7 protein-coding genes are annotated in these 19,316 nt (G+C 66.7%); 4 read left to right on the plus strand and 3 right to left on the minus strand.

What is annotated here, in order from left to right:
• Positions 1–18 precede the first annotated feature (18 nt).
• The gene (locus D8767_RS09825) at positions 19–12,972 is read left to right on the plus strand and encodes a non-ribosomal peptide synthetase (RefSeq protein WP_016711687.1); all 12,954 of its coding nucleotides are present in this window, start codon (positions 19–21) and stop codon (positions 12,970–12,972) included.
• Between the two features lie 60 nt (positions 12,973–13,032).
• Here D8767_RS09825 and dsbG read toward each other — a convergent pair whose 3' ends face one another.
• Genes dsbG through dsbD form a run of 3 tightly spaced genes read right to left on the minus strand, consistent with a single transcriptional unit; the run spans position 13,033 to position 16,341 of the window.
• A complete protein-coding gene (gene dsbG, locus D8767_RS09830) occupies positions 13,033–13,791 on the minus strand; it encodes a thiol:disulfide interchange protein DsbG (RefSeq protein WP_016711686.1) in 759 nt (252 codons plus the stop codon).
• 1 nt (position 13,792) lies between these two features.
• Entirely contained in the window at positions 13,793–14,629 is an 837-nt protein-coding gene (locus tag D8767_RS09835) for a TlpA disulfide reductase family protein (protein WP_016711685.1), read from the minus strand.
• Positions 14,629–16,341: a protein-disulfide reductase DsbD gene (gene dsbD / locus D8767_RS09840; RefSeq protein WP_016711684.1), complete on the minus strand. Its 1,713-nt coding sequence runs from the start codon at positions 16,339–16,341 to the stop codon at positions 14,629–14,631. Before dsbD ends, D8767_RS09835 begins: the two co-directional genes overlap by 1 nt.
• A gap of 219 nt (positions 16,342–16,560) precedes the next feature.
• Here dsbD and D8767_RS09845 point away from each other — a divergent pair, with 219 nt between their 5' ends.
• The 3 genes from D8767_RS09845 to D8767_RS09855 are packed head-to-tail and all read left to right on the plus strand — an operon-like array spanning position 16,561 to position 19,191.
• Positions 16,561–17,142 (plus strand): NTP transferase domain-containing protein, encoded by a 582-nt coding sequence (locus tag D8767_RS09845; RefSeq protein ID WP_025754794.1) that lies wholly within the window; start codon positions 16,561–16,563, stop codon positions 17,140–17,142.
• A 46-nt stretch (positions 17,143–17,188) separates the two neighbouring features.
• Positions 17,189–17,872, plus strand: coding sequence for a response regulator transcription factor (locus tag D8767_RS09850; protein ID WP_016711682.1), 684 nt, complete (start codon positions 17,189–17,191; stop codon positions 17,870–17,872).
• Positions 17,869–19,191, plus strand: coding sequence for an ATP-binding protein (locus tag D8767_RS09855; RefSeq protein WP_016711681.1), 1,323 nt, complete (start codon positions 17,869–17,871; stop codon positions 19,189–19,191). Before D8767_RS09850 ends, D8767_RS09855 begins: the two co-directional genes overlap by 4 nt.
• The last annotated feature ends 125 nt before the right edge of the window (positions 19,192–19,316 follow it).

Consider the following 19,316-nt stretch of genomic DNA (forward strand, 5'->3'; position numbering starts at 1 on the left):
CACTGGCAGGAACACCCCATGACGGACGCCTTCGAACTCCCGCTCTCGCTGGTCCAGGCTCTGGCGCAACGCGCCGCACAGACCCCGGACAAGGTAGCCTTGCGCTTTCTGGCCGACGCCCCTGGCGAGCAGGCGGTGCTCAGCTATCGGGACCTCGACCAGCGCGCGCGCACCATCGCCGCCGCCCTGCAGGCCCGTGCCAGCTTCGGCGACCGTGCGGTATTGTTGTTCCCCAGTGGCCCGGATTATGTGGCAGCGTTCTTTGGCTGCCTGTATGCCGGCGTGATCGCGGTGCCGGCGTATCCGCCGGAATCTGCGCGCCAGCACCACCAGGAGCGTTTGCTGTCGATCATCGATGACGCCGAGCCGCGCCTGTTGCTGACCGTGGCGGCGCTGCACGGCAACCTGCAGGGCCTGGAAGCCCTGGCAGCGGACAACGGCCCTGAGCTGCTGGCAGTGGACAGTCTGGCCCCGGCGTTGGCCGCGAACTGGCGCGAACCTGTGCTGAAAGGCGATGACATCGCCTTCCTGCAGTACACCTCGGGCTCCACCGCGTTGCCCAAGGGCGTGCAGGTCAGCCATGGCAACCTGGTGGCCAACGAGCAGTTGATTCGCCAAGGCTTCGGCATCGACCTCAACCCCGACGACGTGATCGTCAGCTGGCTGCCGCTCTATCACGACATGGGCCTGATCGGTGGCCTGCTGCAGCCCATTTTCAGCGGCGTGCCGTGCGTGCTGATGTCGCCGGGCTACTTCCTGGCCCGGCCGCAGCGCTGGTTGCAGGCCATCAGCGAGTACGGCGGCACCATCAGCGGTGGCCCCGACTTCGCCTACCGCCTGTGCAGCGAGCGGGTCAGCGAGGCCTCGTTGGCCGGGCTCGACCTGAGCCGCTGGCGCGTGGCCTATTCCGGCTCCGAGCCGATCCGCCAGGACAGCCTGGCGACGTTCGCCGACAAGTTCCAGGCCTGCGGCTTCGACCCGCAGAGCTTCTTCGCCAGCTACGGCCTGGCCGAAGCCACCCTGTTCGTCAGCGGCAGCCGCCGTGGCCAGGGTATCGCCGCGCTGGAGCTGGACGCCGAAGCCTTCGCCGCCAACCGTGCCCAACCGGGCCAGGGCAGCGTGCTGATGAGCTGCGGCTACCCGCAGCCCGGGCACGCCGTGCGCATCGTCGAGCCCCGGCAACTGCAGGTGCTGGGCGATAACCAGGTAGGTGAAATCTGGGCTGGCGGGCCGAGCATCGCCCGGGGGTACTGGCGCAACCCCGAAGCCAGCGCCCGCACCTTCGTTGAAATGGACGGCCAGACCTGGCTGCGCACCGGCGACCTGGGCTTTATGCGCCAGGGCGAGGTGTTCGTCACCGGGCGCCTGAAAGACATGCTGATCGTGCGTGGGCAGAACCTCTACCCGCAGGACCTGGAAAAAACCCTCGAACGTGAAGTTGAAGTACTGCGCAAAGGCCGGGTGGCCGTGTTCGCTGTCGAGCATCAGGGCGAGGAGGGCATCGGCGTGGCGGTGGAGATCAGCCGCAACGTGCAAAAGGCAATCAAGCCCCAGGACCTCATCAAGACCCTGCGCCAGGTAATCGCCGATGCCTGCCGCCAGGCCCCGGCCGTGGTCCTGCTGCTGAACCCCGGCGCGCTGCCCAAGACCTCCAGTGGCAAGCTGCAGCGCTCGGCCTGCCGCCTGCGCATGGGCGATGGCAGCCTGGACTGCTATGCCCGCTTCCCGGATGTGAGCGAAGCCGCTACAGGCGCGGGTGCTGCCGATGAACTGCAGGCACGCATCGCTGCGGTGTGGCGCGACATTCTCAAGGTCGAGGCGATTGCGGCGCACGACCACTTCCTGCTGCTGGGCGGCAACTCCATCGCCGCCACCCAGGCCACCGCCCGACTGGCCGATGAGCTGGGTATCAACCTGAGCCTGCGCACCCTGTTCGAAGCGCCGGTGCTGGCCGATTACAGTAGCGCTGTGGCGTCGATCATCGCGCAGGGCGCTGCCGAAGGCGCCACTATCGCAACCCTGGAACGCGGCCACGCCTTGCCCCAGTCGCTGGCGCAAAACCGCTTGTGGCTGATGTGGCAGTTGGAGCCACAATCGGCAGCCTACAACATTCCGGCCGGCCTGCAGCTGCGTGGCGAGCTGGATGAAAGCGCGCTGGAGGCTGCCTTCCAGGCGCTGGTGGCACGCCACGAATCCCTGCGTACCGTCTTCAGTGAAGAAGACGGCCAGGCCCTGCAGCGTATCCTGCCGCAACAGCCGTTCAGCCTGCGCCGCCTGGACCTCGAAGGCCAGGCCGCAGAGCAGGTCAGCGCCCAGCGTGAAGCCGAAGCCCGTCAGCCGTTCGACCTGACCCAAGGCCCGTTGCTGCGCGTGACCCTGGCCCGGCTGGGCGACGAAGACCACCAGCTGTGGGTGACCCTGCACCACATCGTCGCCGACGGCTGGTCGCTGAACATCCTGCTGGATGAATTCGCCAAGCTGTACGCCGCCCGCTGCCAAGGCCTGGAGACCAGCCTAGCGCCGCTGACCCTGGGTTACGCCGACTATGGCACCTGGCAGCGACAATGGTTGGCCGACGGTGAAGCCGAACGCCAATTGCAGTACTGGAAGGCACAGTTGGGTGATGACCTGCCGGCGCTAGATCTGTGCGCCGACCACCCCCGTGCCAGCCAGCGCGAGCACAGCGCCGCACGCTTCAACCTCAAGGTGCCGGCCAAGCTCGCCGAAGCACTCAAGGGCCTGGCCCGCGAACAACAGGCCAGCCTGTTCATGGTCCTGCTGGCCGGCTGGCAGGCGCTGCTGCACCGCTACAGCGGCCAGGCCGACATCCGCGTCGGCGTGCCCAACGCCAACCGCCCGCGCCTGGAAACCCAAGGCATGGTCGGCTTCTTCATCAACACCCAGGTGCTGCGCGCACAGCTCGACGGTCGCCTGCCGTTCACGCAGCTGCTGGCCCAGGTGCGCCAAGCCACCCTGGACGCCCAGGCCAACCAGGACCTGCCGTTCGAACAGCTGGTCGAAGCCCTGCCCGAAGCACGCGAGCAGGGCCTGTTCCAGGTCATGTTCAACCACCAGCAGCGCGACCTTTCGGCCTTGCGTCGCCTGCCGGGCCTGCTGGCCGAGGAGCTGCCGTGGCACAGCCGCGAAGCCAAGTTCGACTTGCAGTTGCACAGTGAAGAAGACCACCAGGGCCGCCTGAGCCTGGCCTTCGACTATGCCGCCGAGCTGTTCGACGTCAGCACTGTCAAACGCCTGGCCCATCACTTGCTGGCGCTGCTGGAGCAAGTCAGTGCTGCGCCACAGCGGGCCTTGGGCGAGGTGCAATTGCTGGACGAGGCTGGCCGAGCGCAGCTGCTGAGCTGGGGCCAGGCGCCGGCCATCGCGCCGCAACGGCTGCTGGTCGAGCAGCTTAACGAACAGGCCCGACTGACCCCGCAGCGCACAGCGCTGGCCTGGGACGGCGGCAGCCTCGACTACGCCGAGCTGCACCAGCAGGCCAACCGCCTGGCCCATTACCTGCGTGACAAAGGCGTCGGCCCCGACACCTGCGTAGCCATTGCCATCGAGCGTTCGCCGCAGTTGCTGGTTGGCCTGCTGGCCATCCTCAAGGCCGGCGGCGCCTACGTGCCGCTGGATGTCGACTACCCGGCCGAACGCCTGGCTTACATGCTCGCCGACTGCAACGCCGGCCTGTTGCTGAGCCACAGCAGCCTGCTGGGCAAGCTGCCACAGGTCGACGGCGTCAGCGCCATTGCCCTCGACCAGTTGCACCTGGACAGCTGGCCCAGCCACGCGCCCGGCCTGCACCTGCACGGCGACAACCTGGCCTACGTGATTTACACCTCCGGCTCCACCGGCCAGCCCAAAGGCGTGGGCAACACCCATGCGGCACTGGCCGAACGCTTGCAATGGATGCAGACCACCTACGCGCTGAACGACAGCGACGTATTGATGCAGAAGGCGCCAATCAGCTTCGACGTATCGGTATGGGAATGCTTTTGGCCGCTGGTCACCGGTTGCAAGCTGGTACTGGCCGGCCCCGGCGAGCACCGCGACCCGCAGCGCATCGCTGCGCTGGTACAGGCCCATGGCGTGACCACGCTGCACTTCGTGCCGCCGCTGTTGCAAGTGTTCGTCCAGGAGCCGCAGGTGGCCGCCTGCAACAGCCTGCGCCGCGTGTTCTCGGGCGGCGAAGCGCTGTCTGCCGCCTTGCGCGACCGCGTGTTGCAAGTGCTGCCGCAGGTGCAACTGCACAACCGCTATGGCCCGACCGAAACCGCCATCAACGTCACCCACTGGCACTGCCAGGTGGCGGATGGCGAGCGCTCGCCCATCGGCCGCCCGTTGGGCAATGTGCTGTGCCGCGTGCTGGACGATGAGCTGGAACTGACCGCTCCCGGCGTACCGGGCGAGCTGTACCTCGGTGGCGCAGGCCTGGCCCGTGGCTATCTGGGCCGCCCCGGCCTTACCGCCGAACGCTTCGTGCCCCAGGCCGACGGCAATGGCGAACGCCTGTACCGCAGCGGCGACAGCGCCCGCTGGCAGGTTCAGCTTGAGGCCCTGGAGTACCTCGGTCGCCTCGACCAGCAGGTGAAGGTGCGCGGCTTCCGTGTCGAGCCTGAGGAAGTACAGGCCTGCCTGTTGGCCCAGACCGGTGTCGAGCAGGCACTGGTATTGATTCACAAGGATGCCGTCGGCGCGCAACTGGTCGGCTATTACAGCGGCAGTGCCCAACCCGCCGAGTTGCTGGCGGTGCTGGCTGAGCAACTGCCGGCCTATATGGTGCCGGCTCAACTCATCCCGCTGGCACAGATGCCACTGGGCCCCAGCGGTAAAGTCGACCGCAAGGCGCTGCCGGCACCGGTGTGGCAGCAACGCGAACACGTCGAGCCAAAAACCGAACTGCAACAGCAGGTCGCTGCCATTTGGCGTGAGGTGCTGAACCTGCCGCGTGTCGGCCTACAGGACGACTTCTTCGCCCTGGGCGGGCACTCGCTGCTGGCCACCCAGATCGTCTCGCGCAGCCGCCAGGCTTGTGACGTCGAGCTGCCGCTCAAGGCCTTGTTCGAAGCCAGCGAGCTGGGCGCGTTCTGTGCCGAGATCGAACGCATCCGCGCCGCCGGCGAGCGCAACCTGCAAGGCGAAATCGCCCGTGTCGACCGCCGTCAGGCCGTACCGTTGTCGTATTCGCAGCAGCGCATGTGGTTCCTCTGGCAAATGGAGCCGGACAGCCCGGCCTACAACGTCGGCGGCATGGCGCGCCTGCGCGGTACCCTGCATGTAGACGCCTTCGAGCGTGCGTTGCAGGCGCTGATCGTGCGCCACGAAGCCCTGCGCACCACCTTCCCCAGCATCGACGGTGTGCCGTACCAGTGCGTGGCCGAAGACAGCGGCCTGCAGCTGGACTGGCAAGACTTCAGCGCCTTGCCCGCCGATGCCCGCCAGCAACGCCTGCAACAACTGGCTGACGACCAGGCGCACCAGCCGTTTGACCTGGAGCGTGGCCCGCTGCTGCGCGCCTGCCTGGTCAAGGCCGAGGAGCGCGAGCACTTCTTCGTGCTGACCCTGCACCACATCGTCACCGAAGGCTGGGCCATGGACATCTTCGCCCGCGAACTGGGCGAACTGTACGAGGCCTTTGTCGATGACCGCGAATCGCCGCTGGCGCCGCTGCCGGTGCAATACCTGGACTACAGCGTGTGGCAACGGCAGTGGCTGGAAAGCGGCGAGGGGGCCCGCCAGCTGGATTACTGGAAGGCTCGCCTGGGTGACGAACACCCGGTGCTGGCATTGCCCGCCGACCGCCCGCGCCCGGCCGTGCAGAGCCACCGTGGCGAGCTGTACCGCTTCGAGCTCGACCCGGCACTGGTCGCTCGCGTGCATGCCTTCAACAGCCAGCGCGGCCTGACCCTGTTCATGACCATGACCGCCACCCTGGCCGCCTTGCTGCACCGCTACAGCGGCCAGCGAGACCTGCGCATTGGCGCGCCGGTGGCCAACCGCATTCGCCCGGAAAGCGAAGGCCTGATTGGCGCCTTCCTCAACACCCAGGTGCTGCGTTGCGAGCTGGACGGGCAGATGACCGCCAGCGAACTGCTGGAGCAGATGCGCCAGGCCGCCATCGAAGGCCAGTCGCACCAGGACCTGCCGTTCGACCAGCTGGTCGAGGCCTTGCAGCCACCGCGCAGCAGTGCCTACAACCCGCTGTTCCAGGTGATGTGCAACGTGCAGCGCTGGGCCTTCCAGCAAAGCCGTACGCTGGCCGGCATGCAGGTGGATTACCTGGTCAACGACGCCAGCGCCACCAAGTTCGACCTGTACCTGGAGGTGACCGACCTCGACGGCCGCCTGGGCTGCTGCCTGACCTACAGCCGCGACCTGTTCGACGAGCCACGCATCGCGCGGATGGCCGAGCACTGGCAACAACTGCTGGTCGGTCTGCTGGACAACCCGCAACAGCGCCTGTGCGAGCTGCCGATGTTGAGCAGCGCCGAGCAGCAGGTGTTGTTGGGGCAGTTGCAGGGTGAGCAGGACTTCGACCTTGTCCACACGTTGCATGGCCTGTTCGCCGCCCAGGCGGCACGCACGCCACAGGCGGGTGCGCTGACCTTCGCCGGCCAGCACATGACCTACGCCGAGCTCGACCAGCAGGCCAACCGCCTGGCCCGCGCCTTGCGTGAGCGCGGTGTCGGCCCACAGGTACGCGTGGGCCTGGCGCTGGAGCGCTCGCTGGAAATGGTCGTCGGCCTGCTGGCCATCCTCAAGGCGGGCGGCGCCTATGTACCGCTGGACCCTGAGTACCCGCGCGACCGCCTGCGCTACATGATCGAAGACAGCCGCATTGGCTTGCTGATCAGCCAGCGCGAGCTGCTGCAAACCCTGGGCGAGCTGCCTGAAGGTGTGGCCCGCTGGAGCCTGGAAGACGATGCCGCCAGCCTGTCGGCCTACAGCGATGCACCGCTGGACAACCTCAGCCTGCCGCAGCACCAGGCCTACCTGATCTACACCTCCGGCTCCACCGGCAAGCCCAAGGGCGTGGTGGTCAGCCACGGCGAATTCGCCATGCATTGCCAGGCGGTGATTGCCGCATTCGGCATGCGCAGCGATGACTGCGAGCTGCATTTCTATTCGATCAACTTCGACGCGGCCAGCGAGCGCCTGTGGGTGCCGCTGCTGTGCGGTGCCCGCGTGGTGCTGCGTGCCCAGGGGCAGTGGGGTGCCGAAGAGATCTGCCAGCTGGTACGTGATCAGCAGGTAAGCATTCTGGGCTTTACCCCCAGCTATGGCAGCCAGTTGGCCCAGTACCTGGGCGGGCAAGGCGAACAACTGCCGGTGCGCCTGGTGATTACCGGTGGCGAAGCGCTGACTGGCGAGCACCTGCAGCGTATTCGCCAGGCCTTTGCGCCGCAGCATTTCTTCAACGCCTACGGCCCAACCGAAACCGTGGTCATGCCGCTGGCCTGCCTGGCGCCAGAAACGCTGCCGGCAGAGCTGGGCAGCGTGCCGATCGGCCGCGTCATCGGGAGCCGCACGGCCTACATCCTCGACGAAGACCTGGCGCTGTTGCCGCAAGGTGGCATTGGCGAGCTGTATGTCGGCGGTGCCGGCCTGGCCCAGGGTTACCACGACCGCCCGGGCCTCAGCGCCGAGCGCTTCGTCGCCGACCCGTTCAGTACCGAAGGCGGGCGCCTGTACCGCACCGGCGACCTGGTACGCCTGGGCACGGATGGCCTGGTGGAGTACGTCGGCCGTGCCGACCAGCAGGTGAAGATTCGCGGCTTTCGCATCGAGCTGGGCGAAATCGAAAGCCGCCTGCAAGCACATGCCGATGTCGACGAGGCTGTGGTGCTGGCCCTCGACCTGCCCGGTGGCAAGCAACTGGTGGGTTACCTGGTGTGCAAGCAGGCCGCTGCCGGTAGCGAGGCGCAAAACGTGTTGCGCGACGCGGTGAAAACCGATGCCCGCCAGCACCTGCCGGACTACATGGTGCCTGCGCACCTGGTGCTGCTCGAAAGCCTGCCGCTGATGGGTAACGGCAAGCTCGACCGCCGTGCCTTGCCGCTGCCCGATCTGGAGCAGGCCCGCCAGCAATACCAGGCCCCCAGCAACGAAGTGCAGGCGCAACTGGCGCAGATCTGGCGCGATGTGCTCAACGTGCCCCAGGTTGGCGTGCAAGACAACTTCTTCGAACTGGGCGGCGACTCGATCCTGTCGATTCAGGTGGTCAGCCGGGCCCGTCAGGCCGGCTTGCAATTCACCCCGCGCGACCTGTTCCAGCACCAGACCATCCAGACCTTGGCAGCGGTGGTGAAGCACAGCGAAGCCGTGAGCACCATCGAGCAGGGCCAGCGCCAGGGCCAGGCCGGCCTGACGCCGATCCAGCACTGGTTCTTCGACAGCGAAGTGCCGCAGCCGCAGCACTGGAACCAGGCGGTGTTGCTGGAGGCGCGTCAGCCGCTGGATGAGGCTGCGCTGGCGCAGGCCTTGGCCGCACTGCTTCAGCACCACGACAGCTTGCGCCTGCGCTTCAGCGAGGCCCGTGGCCGCTGGCAGGCCGAGTACGCCCAGCCAGCCGCCGAGCAACTGCTGTGGACCGCCACTGTCGCCGACTTTGCCGATTGCCAGGCGCTGTACACCGACTTGCAGCGCAGCCTCGACCTGCAACAGGGCCCGCTGCTGCGTGCCTTGCTGGTGCGTGACGGGCAGGGCAGTCAGCGCCTGTTGCTGGCGATTCATCACCTGGTGGTCGATGGCGTGTCCTGGCGGGTACTGCTGGAAGACCTGCAGGCGTTGTACCGTGGCCAGCCGCTGCCGGCCAAGACCCACGCCATGGGCGACTGGGCCGCGCGCCTGGCCAGCTACGCGGGCAGCGATTCGCTGCGTGACGAACTGGGCTGGTGGCAAAGCCAGCTGGGTGGCGTGCGCCGCGAGTTGCCGTGCGACCACCCGCAAGGCGGCAACCTGCACCGCCACGCCCACACCCTGGCCATCGGCCTGGATGTGGAGCAGACCCGGCAACTGCTGCAACAGGCCCCGGCGGCCTACCACACCCAGGTCAACGACCTGCTGCTGACGGCGCTGGCGCGAGCCTTGTGCCGCTGGAGCGGCGATGAGGAAGTGCTGGTGCAGCTTGAAGGCCATGGCCGTGACGGGTTGTTCGAAGACATGGACCTGACCCGTAGCGTCGGTTGGTTCACCAACGCGTATCCGCTCAGCCTGCGCCCACAGCCAGGCGAGGACGATGCGGCGCGGGCCGGTTCGATCAAGCGCATCAAGGAACAACTGCGCCAGGTGCCGCACAAAGGCCTGGGCTACGGCGTGCTGCGCTACCTGGCCGACCCGCAAGGGCGCGAGCAGATGGCGGCCTTGCCGCAGGCGCGCATCACCTTCAACTACCTGGGCCAGTTCGACCAGCAGTTCGACAGCGCGGCGCTGTTCCAGCCGCTGGAAGCCCCGGCCGGCTTGGCGCATGACCTCGACGCACCGCTGCCCAACTGGCTGAGCGTCGATGGCCAGGTGTATGGCGGTGCCTTGCAACTGCGCTGGACCTTCAGTGCCGAACGCTACGACGAACGCACCATCGCAACGTTGGCCGAGGCCTACCGCCAGGAGCTGCTGGCGCTGGTCGCTCATTGCCTGGCCGATGGCAACGGCAGCTTCACCCCGTCGGACTTCCCGCTGGCACACCTTAGCCAGGAGCAGATCGACACGCTGCCTGTACCAGCAGCACAGATCGAAGACGTCTACCCGCTGACGCCAATGCAGGAAGGCATGCTGCTGCACACCCTGCTGGAGCCGGGCACGGGCCTGTACTACATGCAGGACCGCTACCGCATCAACAGCGCCCTGGACCCCGAGCGTTTCGCCCAGGCCTGGCAGGCCGTGGTGGCGCGCCACGAAGCGTTGCGCGCATCGTTCAGCTGGAACAGCGGCGAGGCGATGCTGCAGATCATTCACAAACCGGGCAACCTGGCGGTGGATTACCAAGACTGGCGCGGCCTCGCGGACGATGCCCAGGAACAGCGCCTGCAAGCCCTGCACAAGCAGGAGCGTGAGGCCGGGTTCGACCTGCTCAGCGAGGCGCCTTTCCACCTGCGCCTGGTGCGCGTGGCCGACGAGCGCTACTGGTTCATGATGAGCAACCACCACATCCTGATCGATGCCTGGTGCCGCTCGCTGTTGATGAACGACTTCTTCGAGGTGTACCAGGCCCTTGGCGAAGGCCGTCAGGCCCAACTGCCGGTGCCGCCACGTTACCGCGACTACATCGGCTGGCTGCAACGCCAGGGCCTGGACGATGCACGCGCCTGGTGGCAGGCGAACCTGGCCGGTTTCGAGCGCGCCACTGCCATCCCGAGTGACCGCCCGCTGCGCCATGACCACGCCGGCAGCGGCATGGTGGTGGGCGATTGCTACACCCGCCTTGACGCCAGTGATGGCGTGCGCCTGCGCGAACTGGCCCAGGCCCACCAGCTCACCGTCAACACCTTCGCCCAGGCGGCCTGGGCCTTGGTGCTGGCGCGTTACAGCGGCGACCGCGATGTGGCCTTTGGCGTGACCGTGGCCGGGCGCCCGGTGAGCATGCCGCAGATGCAGCGCACCGTCGGCCTGTTCATCAACAGCGTTGCCTTGCGCGTGCAGTTGCCGGAAGCCGGTGAGCGCCGCAGTGTGCGCCAGTGGCTGCAAGGCCTGCTGCAAAGCAACATGGAGCTGCGCGAGTACGAATACCTGCCGCTGGTGGCGATTCAGGAGTGCAGCGAGCTGCCCAAAGGCCAGCCGCTGTTCGACAGCCTGTTCGTGTTCGAGAACGCCCCGGTGGAAACCGCCGTGCTCGATCATGCCCAGCACCTGAATGCCAGTTCCGATTCGGGCCGTACCCACACCAACTTCCCGCTGACGGCGGTGTGCTACCCGGGCGACGACCTTGGCCTGCACCTGTCGTTCGACCAGCGCTACTTCGACTTCCCGACCGTCGAGCGCCTGCTGGCCGAGTTCAAGCGCCTACTGCTGGCGCTGGTGCAAGGCTTCGAGGGTGAGGTAAGCGAACTGCCGCTGCTGGGGGCAGAAGAACAGCGCTTCCTGCTGGAAGACTGCAACCGCACCGACCGCGACTACCCGCTGGAGCACAGTTACATTGCGCTGTTCGAAGCGCAGGTGGCCGCGCACCCGGAACGTACCGTGGCCCGCTGCCTGGAAGCGTCCTACGACTATGCCGGGCTGAACCTGGCAGCCAACCGCCTGGGCCACGCTCTGATCGCAGCGGGTGTGAGCGTGGACCAACCGGTGGCGCTGCTGGCCGAGCGCGGCTTGCCGCTGCTGGGCATGATCGTTGGCAGCTTCAAGGCCGGTGCGGGCTACCTGCCACTGGACCCGGGCCTGCCGGCGGCGCGCCTGCAAAGCATCATCCAGCTCAGCCGTACCCCGGTGCTGGTGTGCAGCGCGGCCTGTGCCGAGCAAGGTCGGCAACTGCTGGGCGAACTGGAGGCTGCGGTACGGCCACAGTTGCTGGTGTGGGAGGACATCCAGGCCAGCCCGGTTGCCAGCCATAACCCAGGCATTCACAGTGGCCCGGACAACCTGGCCTATGTGATCTACACCTCAGGCTCCACCGGCCTGCCAAAAGGGGTGATGGTGGAGCAGCGCGGCATGCTCAACAACCAGCTGAGCAAGGTGCCGTACCTGGCGCTGAGCGAGCAGGACGTGATCGCCCAGACTGCCTCGCAAAGCTTCGACATTTCGGTGTGGCAGTTCCTCGCCGCACCGTTGTTCGGGGCCAAGGTGGAGATTGTGCCGAACGCCATCGCCCATGACCCGCAGGGCCTGCTGGCACATGTGCAGGCTACCGGCATCACTGTGCTGGAAAGCGTGCCATCACTGATTCAAGGCATGCTGGCCAACGACCACCAGGCCCTCGATGGCCTGCGCTGGATGCTGCCGACCGGCGAAGCCATGCCACCGGAGCTGGCGGCGCAGTGGCTGCAACGCTACCCGCATATCGGCCTGGTCAATGCCTACGGGCCGGCAGAATGCTCCGATGATGTGGCGTTCTTCCGTGTCGATGCTGCGTCGACCCAAGGCAGCTACCTGCCGATCGGCACACCGACCGACAACAACCGACTGTACCTGTTTGGTGAAGACCAGGCGCTGGTGCCGCTGGGTGCGGTGGGCGAGCTTTGCGTGGCGGGTACCGGTGTGGGCCGTGGCTATGTCGGCGACCCGGTACGCACGGCCTTGGCGTTCATTCCTCATCCTTACGGAGCGCCGGGCGAGCGCCTGTACCGCACCGGCGATCTGGCGCGGCAGCGCCCGGACGGAGTGCTGGAGTACGTCGGGCGCATCGACCACCAGGTGAAGATCCGCGGTTACCGCATCGAGCTGGGCGAAATCGAAGCGCGCCTGCACGAACAGGCGGAAATCCGCGACGCTGCGGTGGGCGTGCAGGAAGGCGTCAATGGCAAGCATCTGGTCGGTTACCTGGTGGCCCACCAGGGTATCGCCGCTGACGCCGGGCTGCTGGAGCAGGTGAAGCAACGCCTGCGTGCCGAGTTGCCGGAATACATGGTGCCGCTGCACTGGGGCTGGTTCGACCACCTGCCGCACAACGCCAATGGCAAGCTCGACCGCAAGGCGTTGCCGGCCATCGACATCGGCGGCCAGCACAGCCAGGCCTATCAGGCGCCGCGCAACGAGCTGGAGGAAGTGTTGGCCGGTATCTGGGCCGATGTGCTCAAGACCGAGCGGGTGGGGGTGCGCGACAACTTCTTCGAGTTGGGCGGGCATTCGTTGCTGGCCACGCAGATCGCTTCGCGGGTGCAGAAACAGCTGCAACTGAACGTGCCACTGCGGGCGATGTTCGAGTGCAGCACGGTAGAGGAGCTGGCCGAGTATGTGCAGGGGTTGCAGGGCAGTGCGCTGGATGACGACAAGGTCGACCGGCTCAGTGACCTGATGGCCGAGCTGGAAGGGTTGTAAACCTGCACTGGCCTCTTCGCGGGTAAACCCGCGAAGAGGCCGGCACAGGCAACCCGTATTTCAGCGCTTGCCGAGAATTTTGCCCAGCATCTCCGGCCGAGGTGCCCCTTGCTGGCTCTGCAAGTTGCCCTGTTCATCCTGATAGAAAATCGCCGGGGTTGCTTGCAACCCCATCTCTTCCATCAACGCCATGTTCGCCGCCAGCTTCTGCTGCACGGCCTCCGGCACCTGCTCCAGTGCCTTCAGCTTGCTGGCCTTGCCGGCTTTTTCATGCGCTTGCAATGCCTTGGCCGGGTCTTTCGCCGCCAGCAGGGCTGCCGATTTGCCCGGGCTGTCCTCGCGGATGATGCCGACCATGATATGGCGCAACTGCACCTTGCCCGATTCCACCCATGGCCGTGCCTGTTCCCAGAACATATTGCAGTACGGGCAGTTCGGGTCGCTGAACAGGTACACCTTGCGTGGCGCATCGGCCTTGCCGTCGGCAATCCACGCGGTTTTCTCCATCTTCGCCCAGATTTCCTTGCTCATCGGCGCATACACCAGCTTTTCCAGCGGTTCGGCGCTCAGGTCCTTGCCTTGTTCGTCGAACAGGCTGCCGACCAGCACATGCTTGCCGTCGGGGGTGAGGTACAGGGCCAGGGCGTTGTTCTGGTACTCGGCGGCGTAACCGCGCAGGCCGTTGGGCGCGTCGAAGCTGCCTTTGATCACGGCGCCCTTGGCTTGCAGTTGCTGAACGGCCTTGGGCAGCTCTTCGGCCTGCAAGGCGGGGGCGGCCAGCAGGGCCAGGGACAGGGGCAGCAGTGCAGTCAGTCGCATGTCAGTTTCCTTGTGCGGCAGGGGCGGGCGCGGTGGCCCGGTCGAAAGGCTCCAGGGCGTGGCGCAGGCTGGCCCGGGAAAGCTCGCCCAGGTGGCTGCCGACCAGCCGCCCGTCGGCGTCGTAGAACAGGGTGGTGGGCAGGGCCATGGAGCCGACGCGCTGGGCCAGCAGGCCGGTGCCGTCGAACAGCACATGGGTCAGGCTCAGGCCGGTGGTGGCAAGGAAGGTGCTGACGTTTTCCGGGGTTTCGCCCTGGTTGACGAACAGGAAGGTCACGTGCGGATAGTCGCTTTGCGCCTGTTGCAGCACCGGCATTTCCCGGCGGCAGGGCGGGCACCAGGTGGCCCAGATGTTGATCACCAGCGGCTTGCCACGGTAGCTGTGCAAGGCGACGGATTGGCCGCCAGCGTTGCGCAGGCTCAGTTCCGGCAGCTCGGTGCCTTTGCTGTACAGGTGCCCGCCCAGGCTGGCCAGGCCCCAGAACAACGCACCACTGAACAGCGCCCAACCCAGCGGGCGACGCAGGCCCGGTTGGCGCCAGCCCTGCCACAGGGCTGCGAGGACGATACCGGCCAGGCCCGACCAGAACAGGAAGCCGCCGTCGCGAATGTCGATGATCTGCAACGGCTCATCGCGGTACATCGGCCAGTAGGCCAGCACGAAGCCTGCGCGGGCAGCCAGCACACCGATCAGGAACAGGTTGAACAGTGCCGACTCGGGGCTTTCGCCGCCACGCCGGGCGACGAACCAGCCGACCACGCTGGCGATCCCCAGGGCGGCGAGCATCAGCAGGTGGTTGAGGGCCATGGTCAGTGGCCCGAGGGTTACGGTCAGCATCAGCCTTGGCTCCTGGTCTGGGCCCAGTGCTGCTGGAACGTGGCGGCGTCCACTTCACCCGTGATGCGCCGCGCGCGGCGTTCGTCGCCTTCCGGGCCGATCCAGATGATGCTGGGCGGACCGGGTACCTGGTAGCGCTGCAGCAAGGCTTTGCTGGCCGGGCTGTCGGCGGTCACGTCCAGGCGCAGCAGGTGCACACCGGCCAGGCCGGCCTGCACGTCGCTGCGGGCGAACACCTGCTTTTCCATGACCTTGCACGACACGCACCAGTCGGCGTAGTAGTCGAGCATCACCCACTGGCCACGGGCCTTTGCCGCATCCAGTTCACGTTGCAGGTCTTCAGGGCGGCTCACCGTCACGAAACGGTCTTCGGCTTGCTGGGCGGCGGCCGGCGTGGCGCCCCCAGCGAACGGGCGCAGGGGTTGCCAGAGGTCGTCGCCGCCGGCTGCTGCGCCTACCAGCAACAGGCCGCCCCACAGGGCCCCCAGCAGTGGCACGGCGCGCAATGCTGGCTGGCGCTGCAAGGCCGGCCAGCTGGCCCAGGCCAGGGCGATCAGCCAGGCGCCACTCAGCGCCAGCAGCAGGGTGGCGGGCAGCAGGCTGCGCAGGGTGTACAGCGCCATGGCCAGGAACACGAAGCCGAACACGCCCTTGACCCGCTCCATCCAGGCGCCCGGACGCGGTAGGTAGCGGTTGCCCAGGGTCACCAGCAACAGCAGCGGTACGCCCATGCCCAGGCCAAGGCTGAACAGCACCAGCGCGCCTTGCAACACGTCGCCGCTCTGGGCGATGTACAGCAGCGCACCGGCCAGTGGCGCGGTCATGCACGGGCCAAGCAGCAGGCCGGACAACGCCCCCAGCAGTGCGGCGCCATACAGGTTGCCGCCACGGGTGCCTTGCCCGGCGCGGTCCAGGCGGTCGCGCAGGGCGGCGGGCAGTTGCAGTTCGAAGGCGCCGAACATTGGCAGGGCCAGCAGCACGAACAACACTGCCAGGCTGCCCAGCAGCCAGGGTTGCTGCAGCCAGGCTTGCAGGCTGGCACCCAGCAGCGCGGCGACCACGCCCAGGGCGGCGTACACCAGCGCCATGCTTAGCACATACACCCCGGCCAGCAGCCAGCCGCGGCGAGCGCTGGCGCCGTTGCCCAGCACCAGCCCGGCCAGAATCGGCAGCATTGGCAGCGAGCAGGGGGTAAAGGCCAGCAGCAGGCCAAGGCCGAAGAACGCCAGCAGGCTCCAGGCCAGGTGGCCCTGTTGCAGGCCGCTGGCCAGTGCCTGGTCGCCGGCTTGCTCGGCGACAGGCGCCACACTGCCACCCAGGTCGATTTGCGTGGTTTGCGGCGGGTAGCACAGGCCGGCGTCGGCACAGCCCTGCCAGCCCAGGCGTAGTTGTCCCTGGGCATTGGCGGGCAGCAGCAGCTCAAGCTGGTCGCGGTATACCGCGCTGTCACCAAAGAACTCGTCATGGTGGTTGAGCGCCGGCGGCAGCTGCGGGTGCTGGTCGGCGGGCAGGCCGTCGAACTTCAGGCGCTTCTGGTACAGGTAGTAGCCCGGCTTGATCTGGAAGTACAGGCGCATCTGGCCGTCGGCCTGGCGGTCGTGGGTGAGCACGAAGGCTTGGTTGACCGGTAGAAAGTCAGGTTTGACGTCGAACGGGTTGGCCTGCAAGGGGCCGGCCAGCAACAGTGTCAGGAAGAGCAGGAAAACGCGCATGTCTTCGCCTTGGCAGATCCAGGAATGGGGCCATGCTGGCTGGAGTCGATTAACTCAAGGTTAACCCCTTTTCAACGGATACGAATTGTGGCCCCCTGTATGTCGGTCTTGAATCTCTGCGATTCGTCGAACTGAAGGCGGAGCAAACGTGCAGCATTGTGAACGACAGGTGGTATGCCGGGCGCTGCAGTGGTTTGGCAAGCGCCAGAAGGTGGCGCTGTGAGTGTGATCGCGCTGGTGTTGGCGGCTGGCAGCAGCACGCGCTTCGGTTCCGACAAGCGCCGGGCGACCCTGGCCGATGGCCGCAGCCTGCTGGCGCACAGTGTGGCGCGGGCCAGGGCGGTGTTCGACGAGGTGCGTGTGGTCTTGCGTGAGGGGGAGCGCGGGGAGGATTTCGGGTTACCTGCCGGTTGCCGGGTAATCGGCAGCCCAGATGCCGCGTCCGGTATGGGGCATAGCCTGGCTGTCGGGGCACGGTCGCTTCACGACAGCCAGGCACAGGCGGTAGCGATTTTGCTGGGTGACATGCCATGGATCGAGCCGGCAACCCTGGGCCGGCTGGTCGGGGCCGCCCATGCGTCCCGTATCGTGCTGCCACGCCATGCAGGGCAGCAGGGGCACCCGGTGATCTTCGGGCGGGATTTCTGGCCGGCGCTGGGGCAACTGCATGGCGATGAAGGGGCACGCTCGGTGGTGCATGCTCACCGGGGTAGCTGTGTGGTGGTCGAGCTGGAAGATGCGGGGGTATTGCTGGATGTCGACACGCCGCAGGGCCTCGCTTGGTTCATAATCCCACCTTAATCCGCCCAAGGTGCAATGCCAGCCATACCACTCCGGGAGCTCCACCATGCACGTTCTGCTCTGCGAGGACGACGACCTGATCGCCGCCGGCATCTGCGCCGGCCTTACTGCCCAGGGCTTGACCGTTGACCGGGTGGGTAACGCCGCCGGTGCGCGGGCGATGCTGCAGGCCGCGCAGTTCGATGTGATGATTCTCGACCTCGGCCTGCCTGACGAGGACGGCTTGAAACTGCTGCGCCGCCTGCGCCAGCAGGGCGAAACACTGCCGGTACTGGTGCTGACTGCCCGTGATGCTGTCACCGACCGCGTCGATGGCCTGCAGGCCGGTGCCGACGACTACCTGCTCAAACCCTTCGACCTGCGCGAGCTGGCCGCTCGTCTGCACACCCTGCTGCGGCGGGTGGCGGGGCGGGCGGTGAATGTGATCGAGCACGGCCCGTTGCGTTACGACCCCAGCAGCTGCGAGGCGACCCTGGCCGGGCGGCCGGTCGACTTGTCCCGCCGGGAGCAGGCCCTGCTCCAGGCATTGCTGCAGAACCCCGGGCGGGTGTTGTCCAGCGAACAACTGAAAGACTGCGTGTATGGCTTTAGCGACGAAGTCGAGAGCAACGCCCTGAACGTGCATATCCACCACCTGCGGCGCAAGCTGGGCAACGGCATCGTCGAGACCGTACGTGGCCTGGGTTACCGCCTGGGCCCGGCGCAGGCGCCGGAAGAGGCCGCATCATGAGCCTGCGGGTACGCCTTAGCCTGATCCTGGGCAGTGCCTTCGTGATCATCTGGGTGCTGGCCGCCGCGTGGATGCTGCGCGACCTGCGCCAGCAGATGATGTTTTCCCTCGACCAGCGCCTGGTGGCGTCGGCGCGTATGGTCGCCGGGCTGATCGACCAGTTGCCGCAGCCGCTCACCGCCAAGGGCGGGGAGGCGCACATTTCTGCCGACCAGTTCAGCGTGCCGGACGGCATGGCCTGCCAGGTCAGCTCGCTGCGTGGCGAGATCCTTGCCAGCAACCACAAGCACGATGGCGCCATGGACGACGAGCGCAGTGGTTTCCGTGACCAGACGATCGACGGTGCACTGTGGCGTACCTTTACCTACAACCATGGTGATGTGCGCATCACCACGGCTGACCGGCACATGGAGCGTGAGGCGCTGAACCAGTCGATTCTGCTGGCGGCTTCGGCACCGGTGCTGATGGCCCTGCTTGGCAGCCTGGGGTTGTTGTGGATTGGCCTGGGCAAAGGCCTGGAGCCGCTCAACCGCATGCGCGATGCGCTACGGCGAAGGCGGGCTGATAGCGTCGAGCCACTGCAGGTGGCAGGCATGCCCAGCGAATTGCAGCCGTTGCTGGAAACCCAGAACCAGCTGTTCCTGCGCATTGCCCAGACCATCGAGCGCGAGCGGCGCCTGACCGACGATGCCGCCCATGAGCTGCGCAGCCCGCTGACCGCTATCAAGACCCACCTGCAAGTGGCGCGCATGACCGACGGCGCCGTGCGCGAGCAGGCGCTGGAACATGCCGAACAAGGGGCCGACCGCATGCATCGCACGCTGGAGCAGTTGTTGATGCTGGCGCGGGTAGAAGGCAGCCTGTCGTTCGAAGATGGCGTGCAGTGCAGCGCCGAACAGGTGGCCCGGCAGGCGGTGCAGGACGCAGGTGGCGGCGATAACCGGCGCATCGTGCTGCGTTTGCCTGAAGAAGCGACGCAGATCTACCTGGGCATGCCGGCCCCCTTGGCGGTGGCCGCACTGCGCAACCTGCTGGACAACGCCTTGCGCCATGGTGGCGACGAGGCAGTAGAGCTGGAGGTGCAGATGGCCGACGGGCAGGTGGGGTTCATGGTGCGCGACCATGGGCCGGGGATTGCCGACGCCGACCTTGAGCACCTGACCGAGCGCTTTTGGCGTAACGGACAGAGTAGTGGGTGCGGGTTGGGCTTGGCGATCGTGCAGGCGATCGTGGAGCGGTGTGCGGGTAGCCTGAGGTTCGACAGCCGTAGCGATGGTTTGCGGGTCTTGTTGCAGGTGCCGGCGCGCTCGGCCAGTTGACTTCGCTGCCGGTGTTTGCCCTTTCGCGGCTTTACGCGCGAAAGGGCCAACACCGGTTAAGTAAAATCCAGTAACAACCGCTAAATCCTCCTAGCACTCAAGCGTTTTCCAAGCGATAACCGCTC

Source organism: Pseudomonas sp. LTGT-11-2Z (assembly GCF_003691445.1).
Lineage (GTDB): Bacteria > Pseudomonadota > Gammaproteobacteria > Pseudomonadales > Pseudomonadaceae > Aquipseudomonas > Aquipseudomonas monteilii.